Below are 19,329 nucleotides of genomic sequence, written 5' to 3'. Positions count from 1 at the left end.
CAGTTTCTCCTTACAAATACTATAGGTAACAAATTTTAGAATGAGGGCTCATTATGTCTACCATTGTAAGAGTGATTGTTTCCGTGCTTTTATTTCAAATTCTGTTTATTGGACCTCAAGTAGATGCTGGTGTTGTAAATCGTTTCGAAGTTGAAAAGTATGGAGATGTGATCTGGGAAGTTCCTTCAAAAAAGAAACAAGTTGCGATTACATTTGACGATGGACCAGACCCCGTATATACCTCTCAGATCTTAGATGTTCTTAAAAAGGAAGGTGTACATGCAACATTCTTTCTTATTGGAAAGCGGGTTGAGAAGTACCCTGAAATCGTGAAAAGAGAGCTAAACGAAGGACATGAAATCGGCAACCATACGTATAATCACCCTAGCTTCCACACGATTTCAAGGCATAAAGTTGTGGTTGAAACAAGAAGGACTGAGCACCTTCTAGATCCTGCTCATCATTCAGATTACATAAAATTGTTTAGACCTCCAGGCGGGACAGTTACAAAGAACAGTTTAAAAGTCTTAAAAAAAGAAGGATATAAGGTTATCCTTTGGTCTTGGCATCAAGATCCCCGTGATTGGACAAATCCAGGATCTGAAAGGATCGCCAGACACATCCTCACGAATTTAAAAAACGGAGATATTATTCTTTTACATGATTCTGGCGGTAATCGCAGTCAAACTGTTGCTGCATTAAAGATTATCCTTCCTAAGCTTAAAGAAATGGGTTATGAAATTGTAACGGTTGATGAACTATTAAAAATGCACCCACGATACAATGAGTTTCACGAAGGTGAAATGAAGAAAGAAGAAGTCCCCTTAATAATCGAATAAAGAGTGAAAAGAACAATTTTTATTATTAGATTGTTCTTTTCTTTTCATATTTTAACTTCCCTACCTACTCCTCTTTTTTTTTGACTCCTGACTCTTGACTCCAGATAACTTAGTTTTTAACTATAAATAAAAGCGCTTGCATTTTATAATCACTGTACTATAATACTTGTATACAAGTATACTCGTTCTACAAAAGGAGGTTATTATGTTGAACGATTCTAATGATTTTCTCTATCCTGAGAAGTGGCTTTCTAAAGCTTCAACCGGGGAACGTGTCGCATGTGAACTGAGAATGAGGATTATCTCGGGACTCATTGAAAGCGGTACCACTCTTTCTGAAAATAAATTAGCAGCTGAATATCATGTAAGCCGCTCTCCTATACGAGAAGCACTTAAAGTTCTATCAAATGAAAACTTAATTCGTTTAGAGCGCATGGGTGCAGTTGTGATCGGCTTAACGGAAAAAGAAATTGAAGAAATATATGATGTTCGCCTGCTTATTGAGACGTTCGTGTTTGAACGGCTCGTAAAAAACGATACCACTCAAGTAGTTAGAGAACTTACAAAAATCTTAGAAATGATGCAGATTGCAATAAAGTACAAAGATGCTGATGAGTTTGCTCTTCAGGATATTTTGTTTCATGAAACAATTATTCGTTCTATCAATCATTCATACATTACGATGATCTGGAACAATACAAAACCTGTTATGGAAAGCTTCATCTTATTATCGATGCGCATGCATTTTAACGAAAAATACGATGACCTTTCTCGAATCATGAAAAACCATGAACTCTACATTGATGCGATCTCCTCAAAAAATAGAGAGATCATGATTCAATCACTTCATCAAAATTTTGATGATGTTCAAGGAAAAGTAGATGATTTATGGATGTCACAACAAATGCTATCAAAAGCATGGCAGCAAGAAAAGGAGTAGATCAATGACAGATATCGACAGTACACAACATAGAAAAAGCTATATGGTAGGAGTCGACATCGGGACTACAAGTACAAAAGCAGTGTTATTTAATGAAAACGGTGAAATTCTCTCTCAAGCAAACATTGGGTACCCTCTTCACACACCTGATATTTCTACTGCGGTACAAGACCCAGAAGAAATTTTCCAGACGGTTTTGCAAACCCTTACAAATGTAATAAAGAAATCTTCAATATCATCTAACGCTATCTCTTTCATTTCCTTTAGTTCTGCAATGCATAGTGTGATTGCAATAGATGAAGATGATCAACCTTTAACACCTTGTATCACCTGGGCAGATAACCGTAGTGAAGAATGGGCTAGAAAAATAAAATTGCAATATAACGGACATGAGATCTATAAGCGAACAGGAACTCCTATCCATCCGATGAGTCCGTTATGTAAAATCGTCTGGATCGTAAATGATCAGCCTGAGATCGCAGCTAGAGCCAAAAAGTATATAGGAATAAAAGAGTTCATATTCCACCGCTTATTTAATGAATATGTGGTAGATCATTCTCTAGCATCAGCTATGGGGATGATGAATTTAAAAAACCTGGATTGGGATGATGAAGCTTTACGTGTTGCAGGGATTAATCGTAATCAACTATCTACCCTAGTCCCTACTACAACGATCTTCAATCACTGTCAAATGGATATTGCGAAACAGATAGGAATCGATTCCAATACACCATTTATTATTGGAGCAAGCGATGGCGTTTTATCAAACCTTGGTGTTGATGCGATTGGCAAAGGCGAAATTGCCGTAACCATTGGTACGAGCGGAGCTATTCGTACAATAATTGATAAGCCGCAAATAGATGAAAAAGGAAGAATTTTTTGCTACGCATTAACAGAGAATCATTGGGTCATCGGTGGCCCTGTAAACAACGGCGGTGTTGTCTTGCGCTGGATCCGGGATGAATTTGCTGCATCTGAACTTGAAACCGCAAAGCGATTAGGAATCGATCCATATGAAATACTCACAAAGATAGCAGAACGTGTTCGACCAGGAGCAGATGGTTTATTGTTTCATCCGTACCTTGCTGGTGAACGTGCTCCACTTTGGAATTCAGATGTTCGAGGATCTTTCTTTGGTCTAACGTTGTCTCATAAAAAAGAACATATGATCAGAGCAGCACTTGAAGGTGTGATCTATAACCTTTATACCGTGTATTTAGCATTGGTCGAATGTATGGATGAACCAGTAAGCAGAATTCAAGCGACTGGTGGCTTTGCTCGATCAGAAACATGGCGTCAGATGATGTCAGACATTTTTGATACAGAGTTAGCCGTTCCAGAAGTTTACGAAAGTTCTTGTTTAGGGGCATGTATTCTAGGCTTGTATGCAACAGGAAGAATTGAATCGTTTGAAGCGGCTTCAGATATGATCGGGAGTACTCACACTCACACTCCAAATCAAGAAGCGGTTAAAGAATATAGAGAATTGTTACCGATTTTTATCAGTCTATCTAGAAAACTAGAAGAAGATTATTCGCGTATTGCAGCGTATCAAAGAAATATAATCACTAGAAAAAATTAACATCAGGGGGATCTATCATGCCATTATTTATCGTAGCTTGTGGAATTTTAGCATTGTTACTATTGATTATGTATTTCAAGTTAAACACATTTATCTCACTAATTATCGTATCATTCGGTGTTGCATTAGCACTAGGTATGCCACTAGGAGAGATCGTTAAATCGATTGAAGCAGGTTTAGGCGGAACACTTGGTCATTTGGCGTTAATCTTCGGTCTAGGTGCTATGTTAGGTAAACTAATTGCTGATGCCGGTGGTGCTCAACGAATAGCTATTACACTTATTGAAAAGTTCGGTGAAAAGAAAATTCAATGGGCGATTGTAGTTGCTTCGTTCATTATTGGTATCGCTTTATTTTTTGAAGTAGGTCTAGTTTTATTAATTCCAATCGTATTTGCCATTTCAAAACAATTACGCGTTTCTATTCTTTATCTTGGAATTCCAATGGTAGCTGCTCTTTCAGTAACCCACGGATTCTTGCCACCTCATCCGGGTCCAACGGTTATTGCAGGAGAATTTGGTGCTAATATTGGTGAAGTATTGCTTTACGGTTTTATCATTGCGATTCCAACTGTTATTCTAGCTGGACCCGTGTTTACGAAAATAGCAAAAAAGATTGTTCCTGACTCATTCAATAAAACAGGAAATATTGCTTCATTAGGCGAACAAAAAGTGTTCAAACTAGAAGATACACCTTCTTTTGGTATTTCAGTGTTTACAGCTATGCTTCCCGTCATTTTAATGTCGATTGCAACGGTGATTACACTTGTTCAAAACACGATGGGTATTGCAGACTCGAAGACCTTTGAAGTGATCCGCTTTGTTGGTGACGCTTCAACTTCCATGTTGATCTCTTTACTCGTAGCGGTTTATACGATGGGGTTAGCAAGGAATATTCCTATTAAAACGGTTATGGATTCATGTACAACAGCTATCACTCATATCGGAATGATGCTTTTAATCATCGGTGGAGGCGGAGCCTTCAAACAAGTATTGATCAACGGCGGCGTTGGGGATTATGTCGCTGAATTGTTTAAGGATACAACATTCTCTCCAATCTTACTGGCATGGATTATCGCAGCCATTCTTCGTATCTCGTTAGGATCTGCAACGGTAGCTGCCTTAACAACAGCGGGTCTAGTTATCCCATTACTAGGCCAGACCGATGTAAATCTTGCGTTAGTCGTACTTGCTACAGGTGCTGGTAGTTTAATAGCATCACACGTGAACGATGCTGGTTTCTGGATGTTCAAAGAATATTTTGGCTTGAGTATGAAAGAAACGTTTGCAACCTGGACATTATTAGAAACTATTATTTCAGTTGCCGGACTAGGTTTTATCTTACTTTTGAGTTTGTTTGTATAAGAAATAAAGAAATCCCTATCGACTTAGCCTCGATAGGGATTTTATATGAAGTCCTCTTTGTATAGCAATTACGGTTACGCTAGCTGAATATTGAATTCTTCTAAAAGATCTTTAAACGCTGGCCGTTCATGCCCGTCTCTTCCTTTTACATGTGATGCAGTTACAAGTGAGTTTAACACGGCTTCTTCTGTTGCTTCCCCAACTGCTCTAAACGCGAGATCTAAATCTTCTTCATGTATAGTCGGAATGCTAGTGATATGCTTTGGTTTAAAATGAGGAATCTTTGTTGCAGTTGAAAAACCGATGACCACTTCCCCACTTCCGTGAGTAATGAATGAACCTGTTCTCGATAATCCGACTACTGACCTTTTAATGATTCTGTTCAACTGTCTTTCGGAAACAGGAAGATCGGTTGCAACAATAATCATAACAGATCCTTTGTCTTTTTCTTCCCACGATTTTAGTAAAGATTCCTTTAGTTCTTGTCCGATTCCTCTACCGTTTATCTGTAAGTCGCTTAATATTCCAAAGTTAGATAAAACAAGTACGCCAATCGTATACATCTGCTGGTCGATTGAGAAACACCTGGAAGACGTTCCGATGCCTCCTTTTAACGAATAACAAAGCATACCTGTTCCTGCTCCAACACTGCCTTCTATTACATGCTTCCCCGCATTTTGTAGTGCTTCTATTACATGATGTTTCTTTATAAACTGTGCTCTTACATCATTTAATAACATGTCATTGCATTCACCAACGATAGGGTTTACCGTTCCAGTTGTTCTACCGATTTCAGGATTTCGTTCTAACATATATGAAATCAATGCATCAGAAGCCGTGCCGATACTCAATGTGTTCGTTAGTATTATAGGCGTTTCTAACACGCCTAGTTCTTTCATTTGGATGGTTCCCATCGTTTTTCCGAATCCGTTGATCACATGGCTAGAAGCGATAAGTTTCTCCAAAAATGTATTTCCTTCATGAGGAATGATTGCTGTAACTCCTGTTTGACGATTTCCTTCACTTAGCGTCACATGCCCTACTGAAACACCCTCTACATCTGTAATCGAGTTGCTTATTCCTGTCTCAAGTTTCCCGATCTTCACACCAAAATCTCGAATTCTTTTCTGTTGCAATTTTTGCACCTCTCTATGCATTAGCTGAAATTTCGTTTGTTAAGATACTCTTCATAAGCTGATATCTTTTTGCGCAACATATCATCAATCTCGTTTAATACATGTATCTGATTCTGAACATGTTCTTGATGATTTTTTAACAAACCCAATCTTTTTTGAGTGGTTCGATCCCCTTGTAAGAATAACGAAGCATATTCTTGGATCTGAGCAAGCGGCATTTTCGTTTCTTTTAGTTTAATAACAAAACGCAGCCATTGAAGATGAGATTCTGAATAGCGTCGATCTCCATGTTCTGTTCGTTTTGGTGTTATGATCTTCTCTTTTTCATAAAATCGCAATGTATGTGTTGATACGTTAAGAAGTTTAGCTACTTCTCCAATGGAATACATATTCAATCACCCCAACAGTTATCGAGTTCCTTGACTTAGAGTTTACTCTAATCAGTATAATAAAACACAGAAACAATTATCAAACATTAGGGAGTGACTTATAATGAAATACACGGTTATAACTGGCGCAAGCTCTGGAATTGGATATGAAACGGCACTTGCATTCGCTGCTAGAGGTAAGAATTTAATAATTGCAGCGCGGAGAACAGAGGAACTTGAGCAGCTGAAATCAAACGTCCTTACTCAATATCCAAAACTGGATGTTGTTGTACGAACCGTTGATCTTTCAATTTTATCGAATGCGCATAATTTTTACCAAAGTCTAAAGAATTATGAGATTGAAACTTGGATCAACAATGCAGGGTTTGGAAACTTTGCTTCAGTCGGAGAGCAAAATTTAGATAAAATTGAAACAATGCTTCATTTAAATATAGAAGCATTAACCGTTCTTTCTTCTCTTTATGTAAAAGATTACGCTGACGTGGAAGGAACTCAAATTATCAATATTTCGTCTGGCGGTGGCTACACAATTGTTGCGGATGCTGTAACTTATTGCGCATCCAAATTTTATGTAAGTGCCTTTACAGAAGGACTTGCACAAGAATTAAAGAGTAAAGGACAAGCCATGCAAGCAAAAGTGTTGGCTCCAGCTGCGACCGAGACAGAATTTGCGAAGCGTTCCATGGATCTTGAGGAATTTCAATATGAAGGGGCCATGCCTAAATTTCATACAGCTGCAGAAATGGCCAACTTTTTACTTGATTTGTATGACAGTGAAAAAGTGGTTGGTATTGTAGATGGTGTAACCTATGAATTCCATCTAAAAGACCCCATTTATCCTTATGTAGAAAGAAGTAGAAAATAAGATAGTTACACATAATTTTATATACAGACCAAACAGTCCCCATGATAAATGTGGGACTGTTTGGTCGTTTGTATTTTTAAAATACTTGTGATCAATGAATTCTTAAGATTACTGTTCACCATTCGTCAGTTTAAGAACTTTTAACCCTGTTCCCATATCGGAAGCGTAGACATAGTTACCTGCTACATCAACACCCCAGATGTTTGATTTTTCAGGGATATATTTACCGAGTTCAACAGGTTTGCTAGGGTCTGTAATATCAACTGAACGGACCCCTCCGCCATAATGTGAAAGGTACAGCGTATTGCCATGTACTTTCGGATCGTGAACAGTGTTAGCAAACGTGACTCCATACTGAACATCGTCAACAAGCTCTGTTTTAAACTCACTCAATAGCTTTGGATTCGTCTTGTCCTTAATATCAAAAATACGTGTATAGCCGTAAGATTGTTCATAGCCTGGTTTTGTAGGATTATACACTTCACGTGTTTCAATCAACACATTACCGCCTTTAGCAAGAGCCGCAGAGTGAGCAGATCCTTGCTGTGTTGCAGTAAATGTTGTTCTTCCCAAATAGGTTGGGTTCTCCGGATTCTCCAAATCTAATACGATTGTACCTAGATCCCAGAAAGACAGATAAGCTGTTTTACCGTTCACATCAGCCATCGTACTATGGTTAAATACAGCGCGCTGCTTTCCATTCGAATCTGTCCAGTTATAGCCGTCAAAATTCTCTGGCACTTCTGGTAATTCACGAGGATCAAACTGATAAATCGTTTGTGGTGAAGCTGGATTACTTACATCAACAATTTGAAAGTCCTTTTGCTCTCCATGTGTATAATAATCAGCGTATGGATTTGCAGTCAAAACATACGGTTTGCCACCCTGCTCGGTCAAATACAGTTCATGTGTTCCAGTAACTCGCTTATCAAGCTCCCAGAATCCAAGCTTTTTTGGCTGATAAGGATTCGTTACATCATATAAAAGAAAGCCTCCAACAGAGTCTTCTGCTTTACGATTAAGCTGCTGAACGGAAACAACGGCTAAATCCCCTTGAAAGTGTTTTGTACTAACACGTTTCACGATTACTTTTTCTTGCCAAGTTCCTGGGATATCATCTGCAAACAACGCTACTTCTTTAGGATTTGATGGATCCTTAACATCCCAAACACGAACTCCGCCTTCACCACCACTTTTCGTATGTGTGCCTGTGTACGCGAAACCCTTATGTACATAAACGTCAGCTGTGTTATTCTGTTTCCCGTCTTTTTCTTTGATTTGAACAGCTGCTACCTCTTTCCAGTTAAAACTTTGAGATCCTTCGATCGTTGATTCAATAGCTTCATAACCAGGGCCAGTTCCTTTTTCAATAATATCCGATCCTAATTCATCGTGAGCTAAAACAAATGAACCAATACTTCCAATACTTAAAGCCGTTGCAAGACTAAGACTTAATACGAATTTTCTGTTCATATGTACCTCCCAGTAATTTAGTTCGCTACTGAGTTAAATTATTACAAAATTCAGCAAATTAACCTAGAGTCAAAGGAAGGATTTAACAATTTATGTTTTCTAGCATTTGTAAGTAGAAAGTTGCAGCTCAACGTTTCAGAGGATGCTTAAAGAACTAGATGATTCAAAAAGTAATAGTTGCCAGGTATATGGCAATACTCCAAATAATAATAGCTGATCCTTTATTAATTAGATTTAAGATGGTTCCCTCAGAGTCTATTTTCCCAATGGTTCTTCCCGCTAATGCCAATCCTATAAACCAGAACCATGATACTGCGACACATGTTAGAGTAAACACTACCCTTTCAGTTCCTGAATACGCGAGTGAACTCGTACCTATCACACCAATGGTATCTAAAATAGCGTGCGGATTTAAAAGGGATACTGTTGCGGCGAAAATGATTTGCTGTTTCGGCTGCATGCTAGATTGAGAGGTTTCCGTGTTCGTTTTGCTAGACCAAATCGACCACCCCATATACAATAAAAAGAGAATACCAACAATCATTAAAACCAATTTCAGCGTGCTAAAAGCAGTAATAATAGCCGATACCCCTGTTACAGCTAACACGATTAATATGGTGTCACAAACACCAGCAGTTACAACAGCGGGAAGACTTCTCCAGAACGATGGTTGTTGAGCACCTTGGTTAAAAATAAAAACATTTTGTACGCCTAATGGCAAGATCAGTCCAAAAGCTAATAGAATGCCATGAAATAGAGCTTGAGCCAAATGAAGATCAACTCCTTTTGAAGTGGAGGTAGTTAAATGTATACGAGTGAAATACGAAAGAAAAACCATGACCGAAAAAATGTAAATACCACACTAAGCCATTCACTATACTCAGAAATTAAGGCTTTAGCAAAAAAACTGGATAAGCCAGCAAATGAGCTTATTGAAGAAGGTATGGTTCACGTGTTGAATCAGTACAAGAAAACCAAATAGTGAAGTTTGAAGCGCACAGGTTAAATTCTGGGCGTTTTTTTCTATTCGTTAAACGATTAGTCCAGAAAACCACATATCCTTATGAAAAATTTTAAGTAGAGTGTTAAATTCAATTTATTTGGATAAAAAGAATACTAAATGATAAATAATGCTGGTTATTGGAAGTGATGTCTTTGAACACTTATTTAGATGTTGTGATACGTACTATTGTTGCTTTTATCGCCTTATATGTTGCAGCCCGTATACTAGGCAAACATACAGTGTCCAGAATGACAATCTTTGATTTCATCGCAGTTGTAACACTTGGTTCTGTAACAGCAAACCTCTCATTTGCGCTTGAAATCAAAGCTCGCTACATCTTTCTGGGACTTGTTATTTTTGTTATCTTGATCTATCTTTCTGCTTATCTTTCATTAAAAAGCAAAAGAGCTAGAAAATTTGTAGCTGGTGATCCAACTGTCGTAATTGAAAATGGCAAGATACTCGAACATAACATGAAGAAAATGCGCTACACACTCGATTATTTGAATCAACAGCTTAGGCAAAAAGATATCTTTTCTGTTGAAGAAGTGGATTATGCTCTCGTTGAAAATAACGGACTGCTATCAGTAAAGAAAAAAGAGCAGCACCTTAACGTTACGCGTAAAGACTTAAATATGTACAAGCCTGAAGTAAAACTGCCGATTGAGTTGATTATGGATGGCGAGATCTTACAGAACAATCTTAAAGAAAACAACATCTCTCATGAGTGGCTGCAAACAGAACTCATTAAGCGCAACCTCTCAGCGGAAAATGTCGTTTATGCCTTATTGACCAGCAGCAATAAACTTTATATAGATACACATGATGATCAGCTTAAGTCCCCTTTGGATGTGGAATAAGAAATAATTATTCAACACTTATCAGAGCAACAAACGTTTTTATACTCATCACCTCTAAAGAATTCTATTAACTTTAACGTATCATAGGTATGAAACTTTTAGGAGTATACAAAAAAGAGACTTAGGATGAAAGCCTCTTTTAAATAAGTTTACATAATATTATTATGGTCCTCTACTTCCAGTTCTTGTTTATGAACGTGTCTCTACCAGAAGTTTCACGCTCTTCTTTGTACGCTTTTGGATTCTTTTTGTAAAAATCCTGATGATACTCTTCTGCTTCATAAAATTCACTTGCTGGTAGAATCTCCGTTACAATCGGCTTATTAAACCTGCCGCTTTCTTCTATGTCCTTCAGAGATTTCTCCGCTAGTTTCTTTTGTTCCTCTGTATGATAAAAGATTGCCGTTCTATATTGACTTCCACGGTCTATAAACTGTCCTCCATCATCAGTAGGGTCAATTTGCGGCCAATACAGATCTAACAATTTTTGATACGGAAACACCTCCGGATCAAATGAGATTTGAACCGCTTCACGATGCCCGGTTTCACCCGTTTTAATCTGTTCATAGGTTGGATTTTTAAGTTCTCCACCTATGTAACCAGATACAATACCATGAATGCCAGGTAGCTCATCAAACGGTTTAACCATACACCAGAAGCAACCCCCTGCGAATGTTGCAAGCTCTTTATTACTCAAATTTATTCCTCCTAATAACAAAAACTCAATTCATAAAAAGATTTTATCGTGATAAACAAAAAAAGAACAGTGATTGCACTTAGCTGTTCATAGGATAAACCATATAATACATACACTGTAAGCACTATGGATAAAGTGCGGTGAGGAATTTGAACTTTAAAGAAGAAATCGAATCTGAGGTTTTTAAACAGTGTAATGAGCTTCTTTCCCTCCAAAAAACGGATGGGACCTGGCATTTTTGTTTTGAGAATTCTGTAATCACAGATGCGTATATGCTCATTTTATTACGAACCATAGACTACAAAAATGAAAACCTTATTAAAAGGATAGCCGATCGAATCCTTTACAAACAATCTCTCGATGGCTTGTGGCGTGTATACCCTGATGAGGAGCCTGCGAATTTGTCAGCGACTATTCAAGCCTATACAGCTCTTTTGTATGCACAACCCCTTTCACACACGGAAGAAACGCTTCAAAACGCCAAACACTACATCGTAAGTAATGGAGGAATAAAAAATGCGGACCTTTTAACAAAGGTCTTTTTAGCCATGAACGGTTTATATCACTGGCCAGAGCTGCCGATTGATCCTGCCATTCTCTTTTCACTTCCACAGACATCTCCCATCAGTCGTTATGATATCAGCAGCTATGCAAGAGCACACTTTGCACCTGTTTTGTTAATGATTGAATCTAAGAAAAAACTTACTTCCAGATACACGCCAGATCTATCTGAACTAGTAGGAAAAACACAACAAGGATCTAACATTGAAGATTGGATCAATCTGTTTTCCATTTTGAACATTAGAGATTCATACAATAACACAAAGAAAGGTAACATACTTTCTTATATTCAAAATCATATTGAACCGGATGGAACTCTTCTGAGTTATGGGTTAACTACGATTTTTATGGTGTATGGGCTACTTTCTAACGGAGTTGATCGAACATCATCCATTATTCAGAATGCTCTAAGCGGTTTGATGAAAATGTTTTGTGAAGTAGATGGAACGCTGCATCTTCAGAACTCACCTTCTACTACTTGGGATACCTCTCTCATTCTCTATACATTGTTAGAAGCGGGTGTTCCTCCTACTCATGCAAACTTATTAAAAGGAGCTAGATTTCTGCTCTCTCAGCAACAAGCTAAGTATGGTGACTGGACGGTTCATAATCCCGATGCACTTCCAGGTGGCTGGGGTTTTTCAATAGGTAACACACAGCATCCTGATCTCGACGATACGCAAGTAGCACTCCGTACCATCGCAAGATATTGTCGCACATCTTCTTCCTATTATTCGAGTTATGAGAAAGGATTGTCATGGCTATTGTCCATGCAGAACGATGATGGCGGTTGGGCAGCATTTGAGAAGAACACAAATCGTTATTTGATTGGCAGTCTCCCGATCAAGCATGCGAAAGATGCGCTGATTGACCCGTCCACACCAGATTTAACAGGCAGAACCTTAGAGTTTTTAGGAAGTTACCATGGGATGAATCAGGATCACCACTCTATCAAAAAAGGGGTGAGTTGGCTTCTATCCAATCAAGAATTAAATGGCTCCTGGTACGGACGATGGGGAGTTTGTTATATTTATGGAACCTGGGCTGCCGTCACAGGCTTACGATCATGCGGAGTCCATAAGAATGAAAGAGCGCTTCAAAAAGCAAAGAAATGGCTGTTATCGATTCAAAATGAAGACGGAGGTTGGGGCGAGTCTTGTGAAAGTGATTCGTCGAGAAAGTATGTCAGTTTAAATAAAAGTACACCTTCTCAAACGGCTTGGGCACTTAATGCGCTAACTTCTATAAACGACCAACCAAATTCAAAAATGGAGGAAGCTGTCTCGTGGCTGCTGTCTAAACAAGAAGCCAGCTATCCAACGGGAGCCGGCTTACCTGGTGCATTCTATATTCGTTATCACAGTTATGAGCACATTTGGCCATTGCTTGCACTTACCCACTATTATAAAAAATACTATTGAGATGAATCTTCTGTATGTTGATCGATATCCTTATCTTTCTTCCGTAAAATACCTAGACCTAATACAGCAAGTAAGATCAGATATAAGGTAAACCACCATAGCGTCCAATTTCGCCCTACAAAATCTGTGAATTCCATTGTATTAGGATGAATATGGTTACTCATCGCCCATATGAGTAATCCGGCGGGCAATAAAAAGGGATGATAACTCGTAAACTTTGATAGATGCTGTAATCCTTTTAACGCTGTAAACAAACAAATTACAATCTTAACAAGTATTCCAAAAATCCATACAACTCCAATGATGACCTCTACCCGTTCAAATATATTAATAATAGAAATGTCTCTCATTAACTCATAAGTAGGATAGCTTTGCCGTTTCACCATATAAGCACCTTCCACACCTACAGCTACAAAAACGGTTAAAATAAGAGCACTCCCACCAATCAAGATTCCTGCTAGATAATTTTTTGAGAGTTTTTCTTTGTTTTTCACATACGTGAGAACACTTCCTAGCAGAATGATTTCGATAAAAGGAAATCCCGTCGTAGTGTATGCGCCTTGTGATATTTTTAAAAATCCTTGATCAAAAAATGGCTGCAGGTGCGAAAATCTGAACTGATTTGTAGTAAGTGCTAACGAACAAATAAAAAAGAGAATCATAAACGGTGTTAAAAATTCATTTACTCGGCCAATGTTATTTAATCCGTAGAAGCAAGAATACACAGCAAGTAAGATAATCATAATCTGAAAAGTCCAAGGACTTGACTCTGGAATGACGTTCGAAATCATAAAGTTACTAAGATTTCGAACAACATAAGAAGCTAAATGGAGAGCATAAAAGATGATTAAACTATTTAATATCGTTCCAACCACCTTACCCCCAGCCACTTCAGTAATATGAAAAATAGAGCGAAAGTGGTACCGTTTCAGTATTAAAATCCAAGTAACATTTAAGAACAAACCGATTATTACCGCAACAAGCATGGAAAGCCATGCATCCTGCGCAGAAAAAAACGCAGTTAAGTTAGGTGCCATTAATAATGAACTTCCCATTATAAAACTGATTACGATTAAAACAAGCTGCCATCGATTTATAGTATGGTTCATGTTTATCCTCCAAACATCAGTTTATATAGTGGTGAATATAAAGCATCAATCCAATCTGAAAATGGAAGCCATTTTCGGTTAGAGAGAAAGCTTGCCAAATTTATCATTGAGAAGATCCAAAAGGTCGTAAGTGTAATTCGATAGGATTTACTTTTGCTCATGGATCGTTTCCACCCTTGCTCCTACAGATTCAAGTTTTATAGACACATTTGTTTCAAGTTCAACATCGGAAAACTTTTCTTTCCAATTTTCTTTGTATTTCTTCCAAACTTCTGGATCTTTATTGTAAAGTAACTTCCCAAACCCAAATACATCCGTTTTTTCTTCCTGCGCCTTTTTCACTGTACTTTTTATATGCCTCGCTAATTCTTGGTTTACTCGTTTTTCCATTTCAAGAAGTTTTTGCGGATCCCCAACATCGACTGCACAGGTCACTTCTTGTAAGATCGCTCTTCCTTTGATAGTCACCACATATTTTAATCTGCCGTTTGAATGCTCTACTTTTGTGCTTGAATCAACTTTCTTCACCATGAATCCAACGTTGCCTTTTTGGCTATCACATTTATGGCTTAAGATAAAGATTTCCTTCACTCTATTATTAATGATTGACCAGCCTCTCGTTTGATCATTATTTAACCAAGCCACCATTTTATCTTTGTTGAAGACAGCCAATCCTGATATTCTGTAAGTCTTGTCATTGGCATGAATATTTTCTAGATTAGATGTATCATCTTGACTATCGTTAATCTTTACAATTCCTACACCTTGAATGACGGGATCTCTAAATTCTCCATACCGCCAACGAACAACGTCTTTTTCCTTGATTCCTTCTGAAATTCCTGTAGATGTGGCAGCTAACCTTACTCTATTTCTTAATGATTCTCCTGGATTCTTAAAGATTGGCGTATAAATAGAGAGGATATCTTTAGCCGTTGAATTTTTCGCGACAAACATGATGATATTATCTCGGACTTCATGATTTCGTTCCATAAAATCAAATATTGGGGCTATTCCTTTTTTTCTTGCGTATTTTTCACCAATAATGACACTTGTAATATGTGAAAAAAGCAATTTTCTAGGTAGTATATTTCTTCCTTTTTCAACGGCATCATAAAGAGTCTCACCTACTACCGTATAGGTGTAGACGGATCCCCCAGATCCTCCTGATGGTGCACCACCTTGTCCACCTGCTGTGCCTCCGGGATTCACCACTTGAAAATGAACAATCGTTTTATCTTTTTTGTAGTCCACACCTATGGAGGAAACGATTAGTAGTTCATTAAGCTCTACTCGGCCCGCACATCCAGATAAAACGAATGTAAAAGAGAAAATAACAGCAATTAAGTTCCATCTTCTCATGATTTTTTTACCCATTTTCTATGCAGCTTCGTTTGTGTCCACCATAAGGGCAGGCGTAATAAGCTGTCTTTTTGTTTTTCACTTTGAAAGGGGGCTAACGGTGAGAAGTATGGTCTTCCCATCGATGTTAATGAACATAGGTGGATCAATAGACCGATCATGAAAAAAATCATTCCAAAAATACCTGTTGTGGCTGCTAGAATCATCAAGCCGAATCGCAGCAACCGTGCGGCTCCACTAAAACCATAATACGGTGAAACGAAACTGGAAATGGCTGTTAATGAAACCACGATTACGATCGCAGGTGAAACGAGGCCTGCCGCAACAGCTGATTCTCCGATAACAATGGCTCCTACAATGGAAACCGCTGAACCGATGGGACGCGGCATACGAATACCCGCTTCACGAAGAATTTCGAAGATGGTTTCCATAACAAGTGCTTCAACAAAAGCTGGAAAAGGTACACCTTCCCTTTGAGCTGCCAAACTGACTAGAAGGTTTGTGGGAATCAGTTCTTGATGAAAGGTAGTAACGGCAATATACGCAGCCGGTAGAGCAAGAGATATCATGAACGATATAACCCGAATCACACGAATGAAGCTCGAGAGATCGAAGTGATGATAATAATCTTCAGCTGCTTGAAAAAACGAAATAAATGTAGTCGGCGTGATCAGTACGAATGGTGTCCCTTCGAACATGATCACAACGTTGCCTTCAGACAAGGCAGCCGCTGCTACATCTGGTCTTTCAGTAGATTGAAAAGTAGGAAATGGAGAGTATCCGTTCTCATCGATCAACTCTTCAAGCATGCCACTTTCAAATATCTTGTCCGTATTCAAGTTCGATACCCTTTTTATCACTTCTTGTAAGACTTCTTGATCAACTTGGCTTTCAAGATAGGAGACTAATATCGTTGTTTTCGTAATCTTTCCCACTTCAAATGGCTTAAACCGTAAAGTAGGATTTGAGATTCGGCGTCTAAGCAAGGTTGTATTCGTCTGAAGTGTTTCAATAAATCCTTCACGTGGTCCTCTTACCATTGTTTGCGCTTCAGGTTCTTCTACACCACGTGTCTCCCACGTTTCAAGGGGAATAGAATATGCCTCAGATATTCCGTCTACAAAAATAATGACCTGTCCTTTTAAAACGGGAGTAACAATCAAATCGAAATGCAGACAAGGACGTATCATTGCGGAAACTTCTGTTTGATGGATAAGTTCATTAGGTTTTAACTTTTTATTATCAGATTGTGAACGCTTTATAGGTTCAATAATGGATAACTCCAATTGTTGTTTGTTGATCAAGCCTTCGATGTAACAAATGCCAAAAGGAATAGGTATCTCTAAAAACTCTACGATCTTTACATCGATACTTTCCCCTAGAATTTTTTTAATCTCAGTTAAATTGTTCTTAAGATTAGAGGATACGTGAAGATGATCATAATTTTCAGTTGTTGAAGTTGAATCATGACGTTTTCTTTTGAAAAATTGCTGGCTCATCCCTTTTCCCCTTTCTAAATAATTCATGTTCTCAGCTTTTGTAACTGTCTTCAGTTTTATGCAAACACAAAGAGCACCTGGATGATCAGTCAGGCGCTTTTAAAGTCTAGGTTTTAACAGAGGCATGAAACTCTTTTTCGTTCATATATTTGGTAATACCACATTCAGTTATTGGTATTACCAGCAGAAAAGAGGTGTAACTCGCTGTGAAAACAAGATCTTCAGATATTGTAGGACGGCAGATTATCCAGTCCATAATAGAAGGAAAAATAGGCGTTCATGAATCAATGCCATCTGAAAGAGAATTGTCTTCCCGATTTAATGTAGGAAGACCAACAATTAGAGAGGCATTGCAACGATTGGAACGAAATGGTTGGATCACTATTCACAAGGGTGTCCCAGCCACAGTAAATAATTATTGGAAACAAGGAAATTTGATGACAATCGTTGATATGCTGCAACTTGAAGATGAGATTCCCGATGGTTTCATTGAACATATGCTTGAACTTAGAATTTCCTTAACTCCAGCTTATATAAAAGATGCATCTAAGCATAACCGGCTAAGATTAATCGCTTTGTTCTCATCATTGGATGAATTAAGTGATAAACCTCATTCTTATGCCATTTTTGATTGGAACTTGCAGCAAGATATGGCTCAGTTATCTCCAAACCCCATATATCGTTTGATCTTGAATAGCTTTAGTGACCTTTATCAAAGGATGGGACTACAATACTTTGAAAACTCCTCACACCGATCAATTTCTAAACAATATTACTTTGCTCTTTTGGATTCAATATGGAATGGAGACATTGAAGGAACTGAAAAGATAGCTCGATCGATGATGAAAACCAGTTTACAGCTTTGGAAGAAACAGATGAACGGAGGAGAAATACATGAAGAGTAAAGGAATTTATGGCGATTTTTTCTTGCATATTGATATCTTAATAATGATGTTTATTTTTATAGTGATGAATAGCTACTTATTTACAACGAACATTACAATTAATGTCTTATTGTTCTTTCCTCTAGGTATTTTAATTTACATGTTCAGCGAATACCTCACCCATCGTTATTTCTTTCATATAAAAGCACCTAAAAATACATTTTTGTTCAAACTGATAAAAAGATTGCATTATGATCACCACAAGAAGCCAAATGATTTGAGATTATTGTTTTTGCCCATTTGGTATAGCGCTCCTAGCCTCTTTCTTTTATCCACTCTTCTTTTTCTCATCACACGGTCCATCCCATACACTTTGTCTTTTGCAAGCGGTCTTCTCGTTATGTTTTTCATCTATGAATGGAAACATTATGTGGCTCACCGTCCGCTAAAGCCTAAAACCAGATTTGGAAGATGGATTAAAAAAACACATATCTTACATCATTATAAAAACGAGAACTATTGGTATGGTGTATCAACTCCTTTTATAGATGTCATATTTGGAACGTTAAAAGATGAGAAAGAAGTAGAATTGAGTGCAACTGCAAAAGATTTAGAAGAGAGATAGGCATGATGAATAGAAAAAGTCCAATTGAGCTTTTGCTACAATCGGACTTTAACGTTTTAAGCATTCAACTGTATCTCTTTTAATTTTTGACGCTGCTCATCTGGCCACCATGCTCCGCAATCATCCGAGACCACACATACTGAACATTTTTCAAGATCATATACCTTCATACCACTGATTGGTGGTGAATAGAGGTGAAGTGTGACGAGATCGCTTTTCTTTTGGGCTTTCATCTTATGAATTCCTTTTTTAGGTGCGTAAAAAATTTGTTCTCTTTCATGAGTCTTTGTAAATAATTCAGAAGGCAGTCCATTTTCTTTAATCTCATACACAGTATTTTCGGAAGAACCACTAAGCACTTTAATCCAGCCTTGAGAAGAACCGTGATCATGTGGAGCACACTCTAACTGAGACCAATTCATTACCAAAAGTTCTACATTTTCGTTTTGATATAAAAGCTTTCTATAATATGGTTTATTCTTTGAGGTTTTCAGTTCCGTTTCTATATCCTTAAGATCAATATCTAATGACAAAAGGGCTGTCTTGAGATCTTGTTTTGAAGGATTGTTTTTGATTGAATCTAAATTATTCAATGATTTAAGTATCGTCTTCAACACGTTACCTCCTTCTATAGGGTTTAAAAGTTAAATAAAAAAGATTGAAGCGCCACTTTAATTGTATGAACAAATACTCGTCACTTATGTAAGAAAAAGACATGATTAA

At 37.8% G+C, this 19,329-nt stretch carries 19 protein-coding genes; 10 read left to right on the top strand and 9 right to left on the bottom strand.

Features of this window, described 5'->3' with window-relative positions:
* Positions 1 to 53 precede the first annotated feature (53 nt).
* From ACOZ9X_RS08110 to ACOZ9X_RS08095, 4 genes are all read left to right on the top strand, one after another.
* Entirely contained in the window at positions 54 to 839 is a 786-nt protein-coding gene (locus ACOZ9X_RS08110) for a polysaccharide deacetylase family protein (RefSeq protein WP_423417739.1), read from the top strand.
* 205 nt (positions 840 to 1,044) lie between these two features.
* Positions 1,045 to 1,779 (top strand): GntR family transcriptional regulator, encoded by a 735-nt coding sequence (locus ACOZ9X_RS08105; protein WP_423417738.1) that lies wholly within the window; start codon positions 1,045 to 1,047, stop codon positions 1,777 to 1,779.
* 4 nt (positions 1,780 to 1,783) lie between these two features.
* On the top strand, positions 1,784 to 3,361 hold the full coding sequence (gntK, locus tag ACOZ9X_RS08100) for a gluconokinase (protein ID WP_423417737.1): 1,578 nt from the start codon (positions 1,784 to 1,786) through the stop codon (positions 3,359 to 3,361).
* Between the two features lie 17 nt (positions 3,362 to 3,378).
* Positions 3,379 to 4,725 carry a GntP family permease gene (locus ACOZ9X_RS08095; RefSeq protein WP_423417736.1) on the top strand — a complete coding sequence of 449 codons (1,347 nt, stop codon included), beginning with the start codon at positions 3,379 to 3,381 and terminating at the stop codon, positions 4,723 to 4,725.
* Between the two features lie 74 nt (positions 4,726 to 4,799).
* On the opposite strand, the gene ACOZ9X_RS08090 is transcribed toward ACOZ9X_RS08095, so the two are convergent.
* Both ACOZ9X_RS08090 and ACOZ9X_RS08085 read right to left on the bottom strand, forming a co-directional pair.
* Positions 4,800 to 5,861 carry a P1 family peptidase gene (locus ACOZ9X_RS08090; RefSeq protein ID WP_423417735.1) on the bottom strand — a complete coding sequence of 354 codons (1,062 nt, stop codon included), beginning with the start codon at positions 5,859 to 5,861 and terminating at the stop codon, positions 4,800 to 4,802.
* Between the two features lie 20 nt (positions 5,862 to 5,881).
* Positions 5,882 to 6,250, bottom strand: a complete 369-nt coding sequence (locus ACOZ9X_RS08085) for a MerR family transcriptional regulator (RefSeq protein WP_423417734.1) — start codon at positions 6,248 to 6,250, stop codon at positions 5,882 to 5,884.
* A gap of 103 nt (positions 6,251 to 6,353) precedes the next feature.
* On the opposite strand from ACOZ9X_RS08085, the gene ACOZ9X_RS08080 reads away from it, so the two are divergent.
* Entirely contained in the window at positions 6,354 to 7,115 is a 762-nt protein-coding gene (locus tag ACOZ9X_RS08080; protein WP_423417733.1) for an SDR family NAD(P)-dependent oxidoreductase, read from the top strand.
* 108 nt (positions 7,116 to 7,223) lie between these two features.
* Here ACOZ9X_RS08080 and ACOZ9X_RS08075 read toward each other — a convergent pair whose 3' ends face one another.
* The gene (locus tag ACOZ9X_RS08075) at positions 7,224 to 8,588 is read right to left on the bottom strand and encodes an LVIVD repeat-containing protein (RefSeq protein ID WP_423417732.1); all 1,365 of its coding nucleotides are present in this window, start codon (positions 8,586 to 8,588) and stop codon (positions 7,224 to 7,226) included.
* A gap of 163 nt (positions 8,589 to 8,751) precedes the next feature.
* Positions 8,752 to 9,357 carry a LysE/ArgO family amino acid transporter gene (locus ACOZ9X_RS08070; RefSeq protein WP_423417731.1) on the bottom strand — a complete coding sequence of 202 codons (606 nt, stop codon included), beginning with the start codon at positions 9,355 to 9,357 and terminating at the stop codon, positions 8,752 to 8,754.
* A 36-nt stretch (positions 9,358 to 9,393) separates the two neighbouring features.
* Between ACOZ9X_RS08070 and ACOZ9X_RS08065 the strand changes: the two genes are divergently transcribed.
* A complete protein-coding gene (locus tag ACOZ9X_RS08065) occupies positions 9,394 to 9,570 on the top strand; it encodes a hypothetical protein (protein ID WP_423417730.1) in 177 nt (58 codons plus the stop codon).
* A gap of 167 nt (positions 9,571 to 9,737) precedes the next feature.
* Positions 9,738 to 10,451: a DUF421 domain-containing protein gene (locus ACOZ9X_RS08060; protein ID WP_423417729.1), complete on the top strand. Its 714-nt coding sequence runs from the start codon at positions 9,738 to 9,740 to the stop codon at positions 10,449 to 10,451.
* A 172-nt stretch (positions 10,452 to 10,623) separates the two neighbouring features.
* On the opposite strand, the gene msrA is transcribed toward ACOZ9X_RS08060, so the two are convergent.
* The gene (msrA, locus tag ACOZ9X_RS08055; protein ID WP_423417728.1) at positions 10,624 to 11,148 is read right to left on the bottom strand and encodes a peptide-methionine (S)-S-oxide reductase MsrA; all 525 of its coding nucleotides are present in this window, start codon (positions 11,146 to 11,148) and stop codon (positions 10,624 to 10,626) included.
* A 140-nt stretch (positions 11,149 to 11,288) separates the two neighbouring features.
* On the opposite strand from msrA, the gene ACOZ9X_RS08050 reads away from it, so the two are divergent.
* A complete protein-coding gene (locus ACOZ9X_RS08050) occupies positions 11,289 to 13,130 on the top strand; it encodes a prenyltransferase/squalene oxidase repeat-containing protein (protein WP_423417727.1) in 1,842 nt (613 codons plus the stop codon).
* On the opposite strand, the gene ACOZ9X_RS08045 is transcribed toward ACOZ9X_RS08050, so the two are convergent.
* From ACOZ9X_RS08045 to ACOZ9X_RS08035, 3 genes are all read right to left on the bottom strand, one after another.
* Positions 13,124 to 14,239 (bottom strand): GerAB/ArcD/ProY family transporter, encoded by a 1,116-nt coding sequence (locus tag ACOZ9X_RS08045; protein ID WP_423417726.1) that lies wholly within the window; start codon positions 14,237 to 14,239, stop codon positions 13,124 to 13,126. The two genes, ACOZ9X_RS08050 and ACOZ9X_RS08045, sit on opposite strands and share 7 nt — an antisense overlap.
* Positions 14,240 to 14,386: 147 nt before the next feature.
* Positions 14,387 to 15,598: a Ger(x)C family spore germination protein gene (locus tag ACOZ9X_RS08040; protein WP_423417725.1), complete on the bottom strand. Its 1,212-nt coding sequence runs from the start codon at positions 15,596 to 15,598 to the stop codon at positions 14,387 to 14,389.
* Complete coding sequence (locus ACOZ9X_RS08035) at positions 15,595 to 17,097, bottom strand: spore germination protein (RefSeq protein WP_423417724.1); 1,503 nt, start codon at positions 17,095 to 17,097, stop codon at positions 15,595 to 15,597. The genes ACOZ9X_RS08040 and ACOZ9X_RS08035 overlap by 4 nt, the downstream gene beginning before the upstream one ends.
* Before the next feature lie 206 nt (positions 17,098 to 17,303).
* Between ACOZ9X_RS08035 and ACOZ9X_RS08030 the strand changes: the two genes are divergently transcribed.
* On the top strand, positions 17,304 to 18,002 hold the full coding sequence (locus tag ACOZ9X_RS08030; RefSeq protein ID WP_423417723.1) for a GntR family transcriptional regulator: 699 nt from the start codon (positions 17,304 to 17,306) through the stop codon (positions 18,000 to 18,002).
* Positions 17,992 to 18,606 (top strand): sterol desaturase family protein, encoded by a 615-nt coding sequence (locus ACOZ9X_RS08025; protein ID WP_423417722.1) that lies wholly within the window; start codon positions 17,992 to 17,994, stop codon positions 18,604 to 18,606. Before ACOZ9X_RS08030 ends, ACOZ9X_RS08025 begins: the two co-directional genes overlap by 11 nt.
* Positions 18,607 to 18,662: 56 nt before the next feature.
* On the opposite strand, the gene ACOZ9X_RS08020 is transcribed toward ACOZ9X_RS08025, so the two are convergent.
* Complete coding sequence (locus ACOZ9X_RS08020) at positions 18,663 to 19,220, bottom strand: cysteine dioxygenase (RefSeq protein WP_423417721.1); 558 nt, start codon at positions 19,218 to 19,220, stop codon at positions 18,663 to 18,665.
* Positions 19,221 to 19,329 lie beyond the last annotated feature (109 nt).

It is taken from the genome of Fictibacillus nanhaiensis (assembly GCF_049537595.1).
In the GTDB taxonomy this organism is placed as follows: domain Bacteria; phylum Bacillota; class Bacilli; order Bacillales; family Fictibacillaceae; genus Fictibacillus; species Fictibacillus nanhaiensis_F.
The sequence above is the reverse complement of the archived record's forward strand: the minus strand, read 5'-3'. Positions and strand labels throughout refer to the sequence as shown.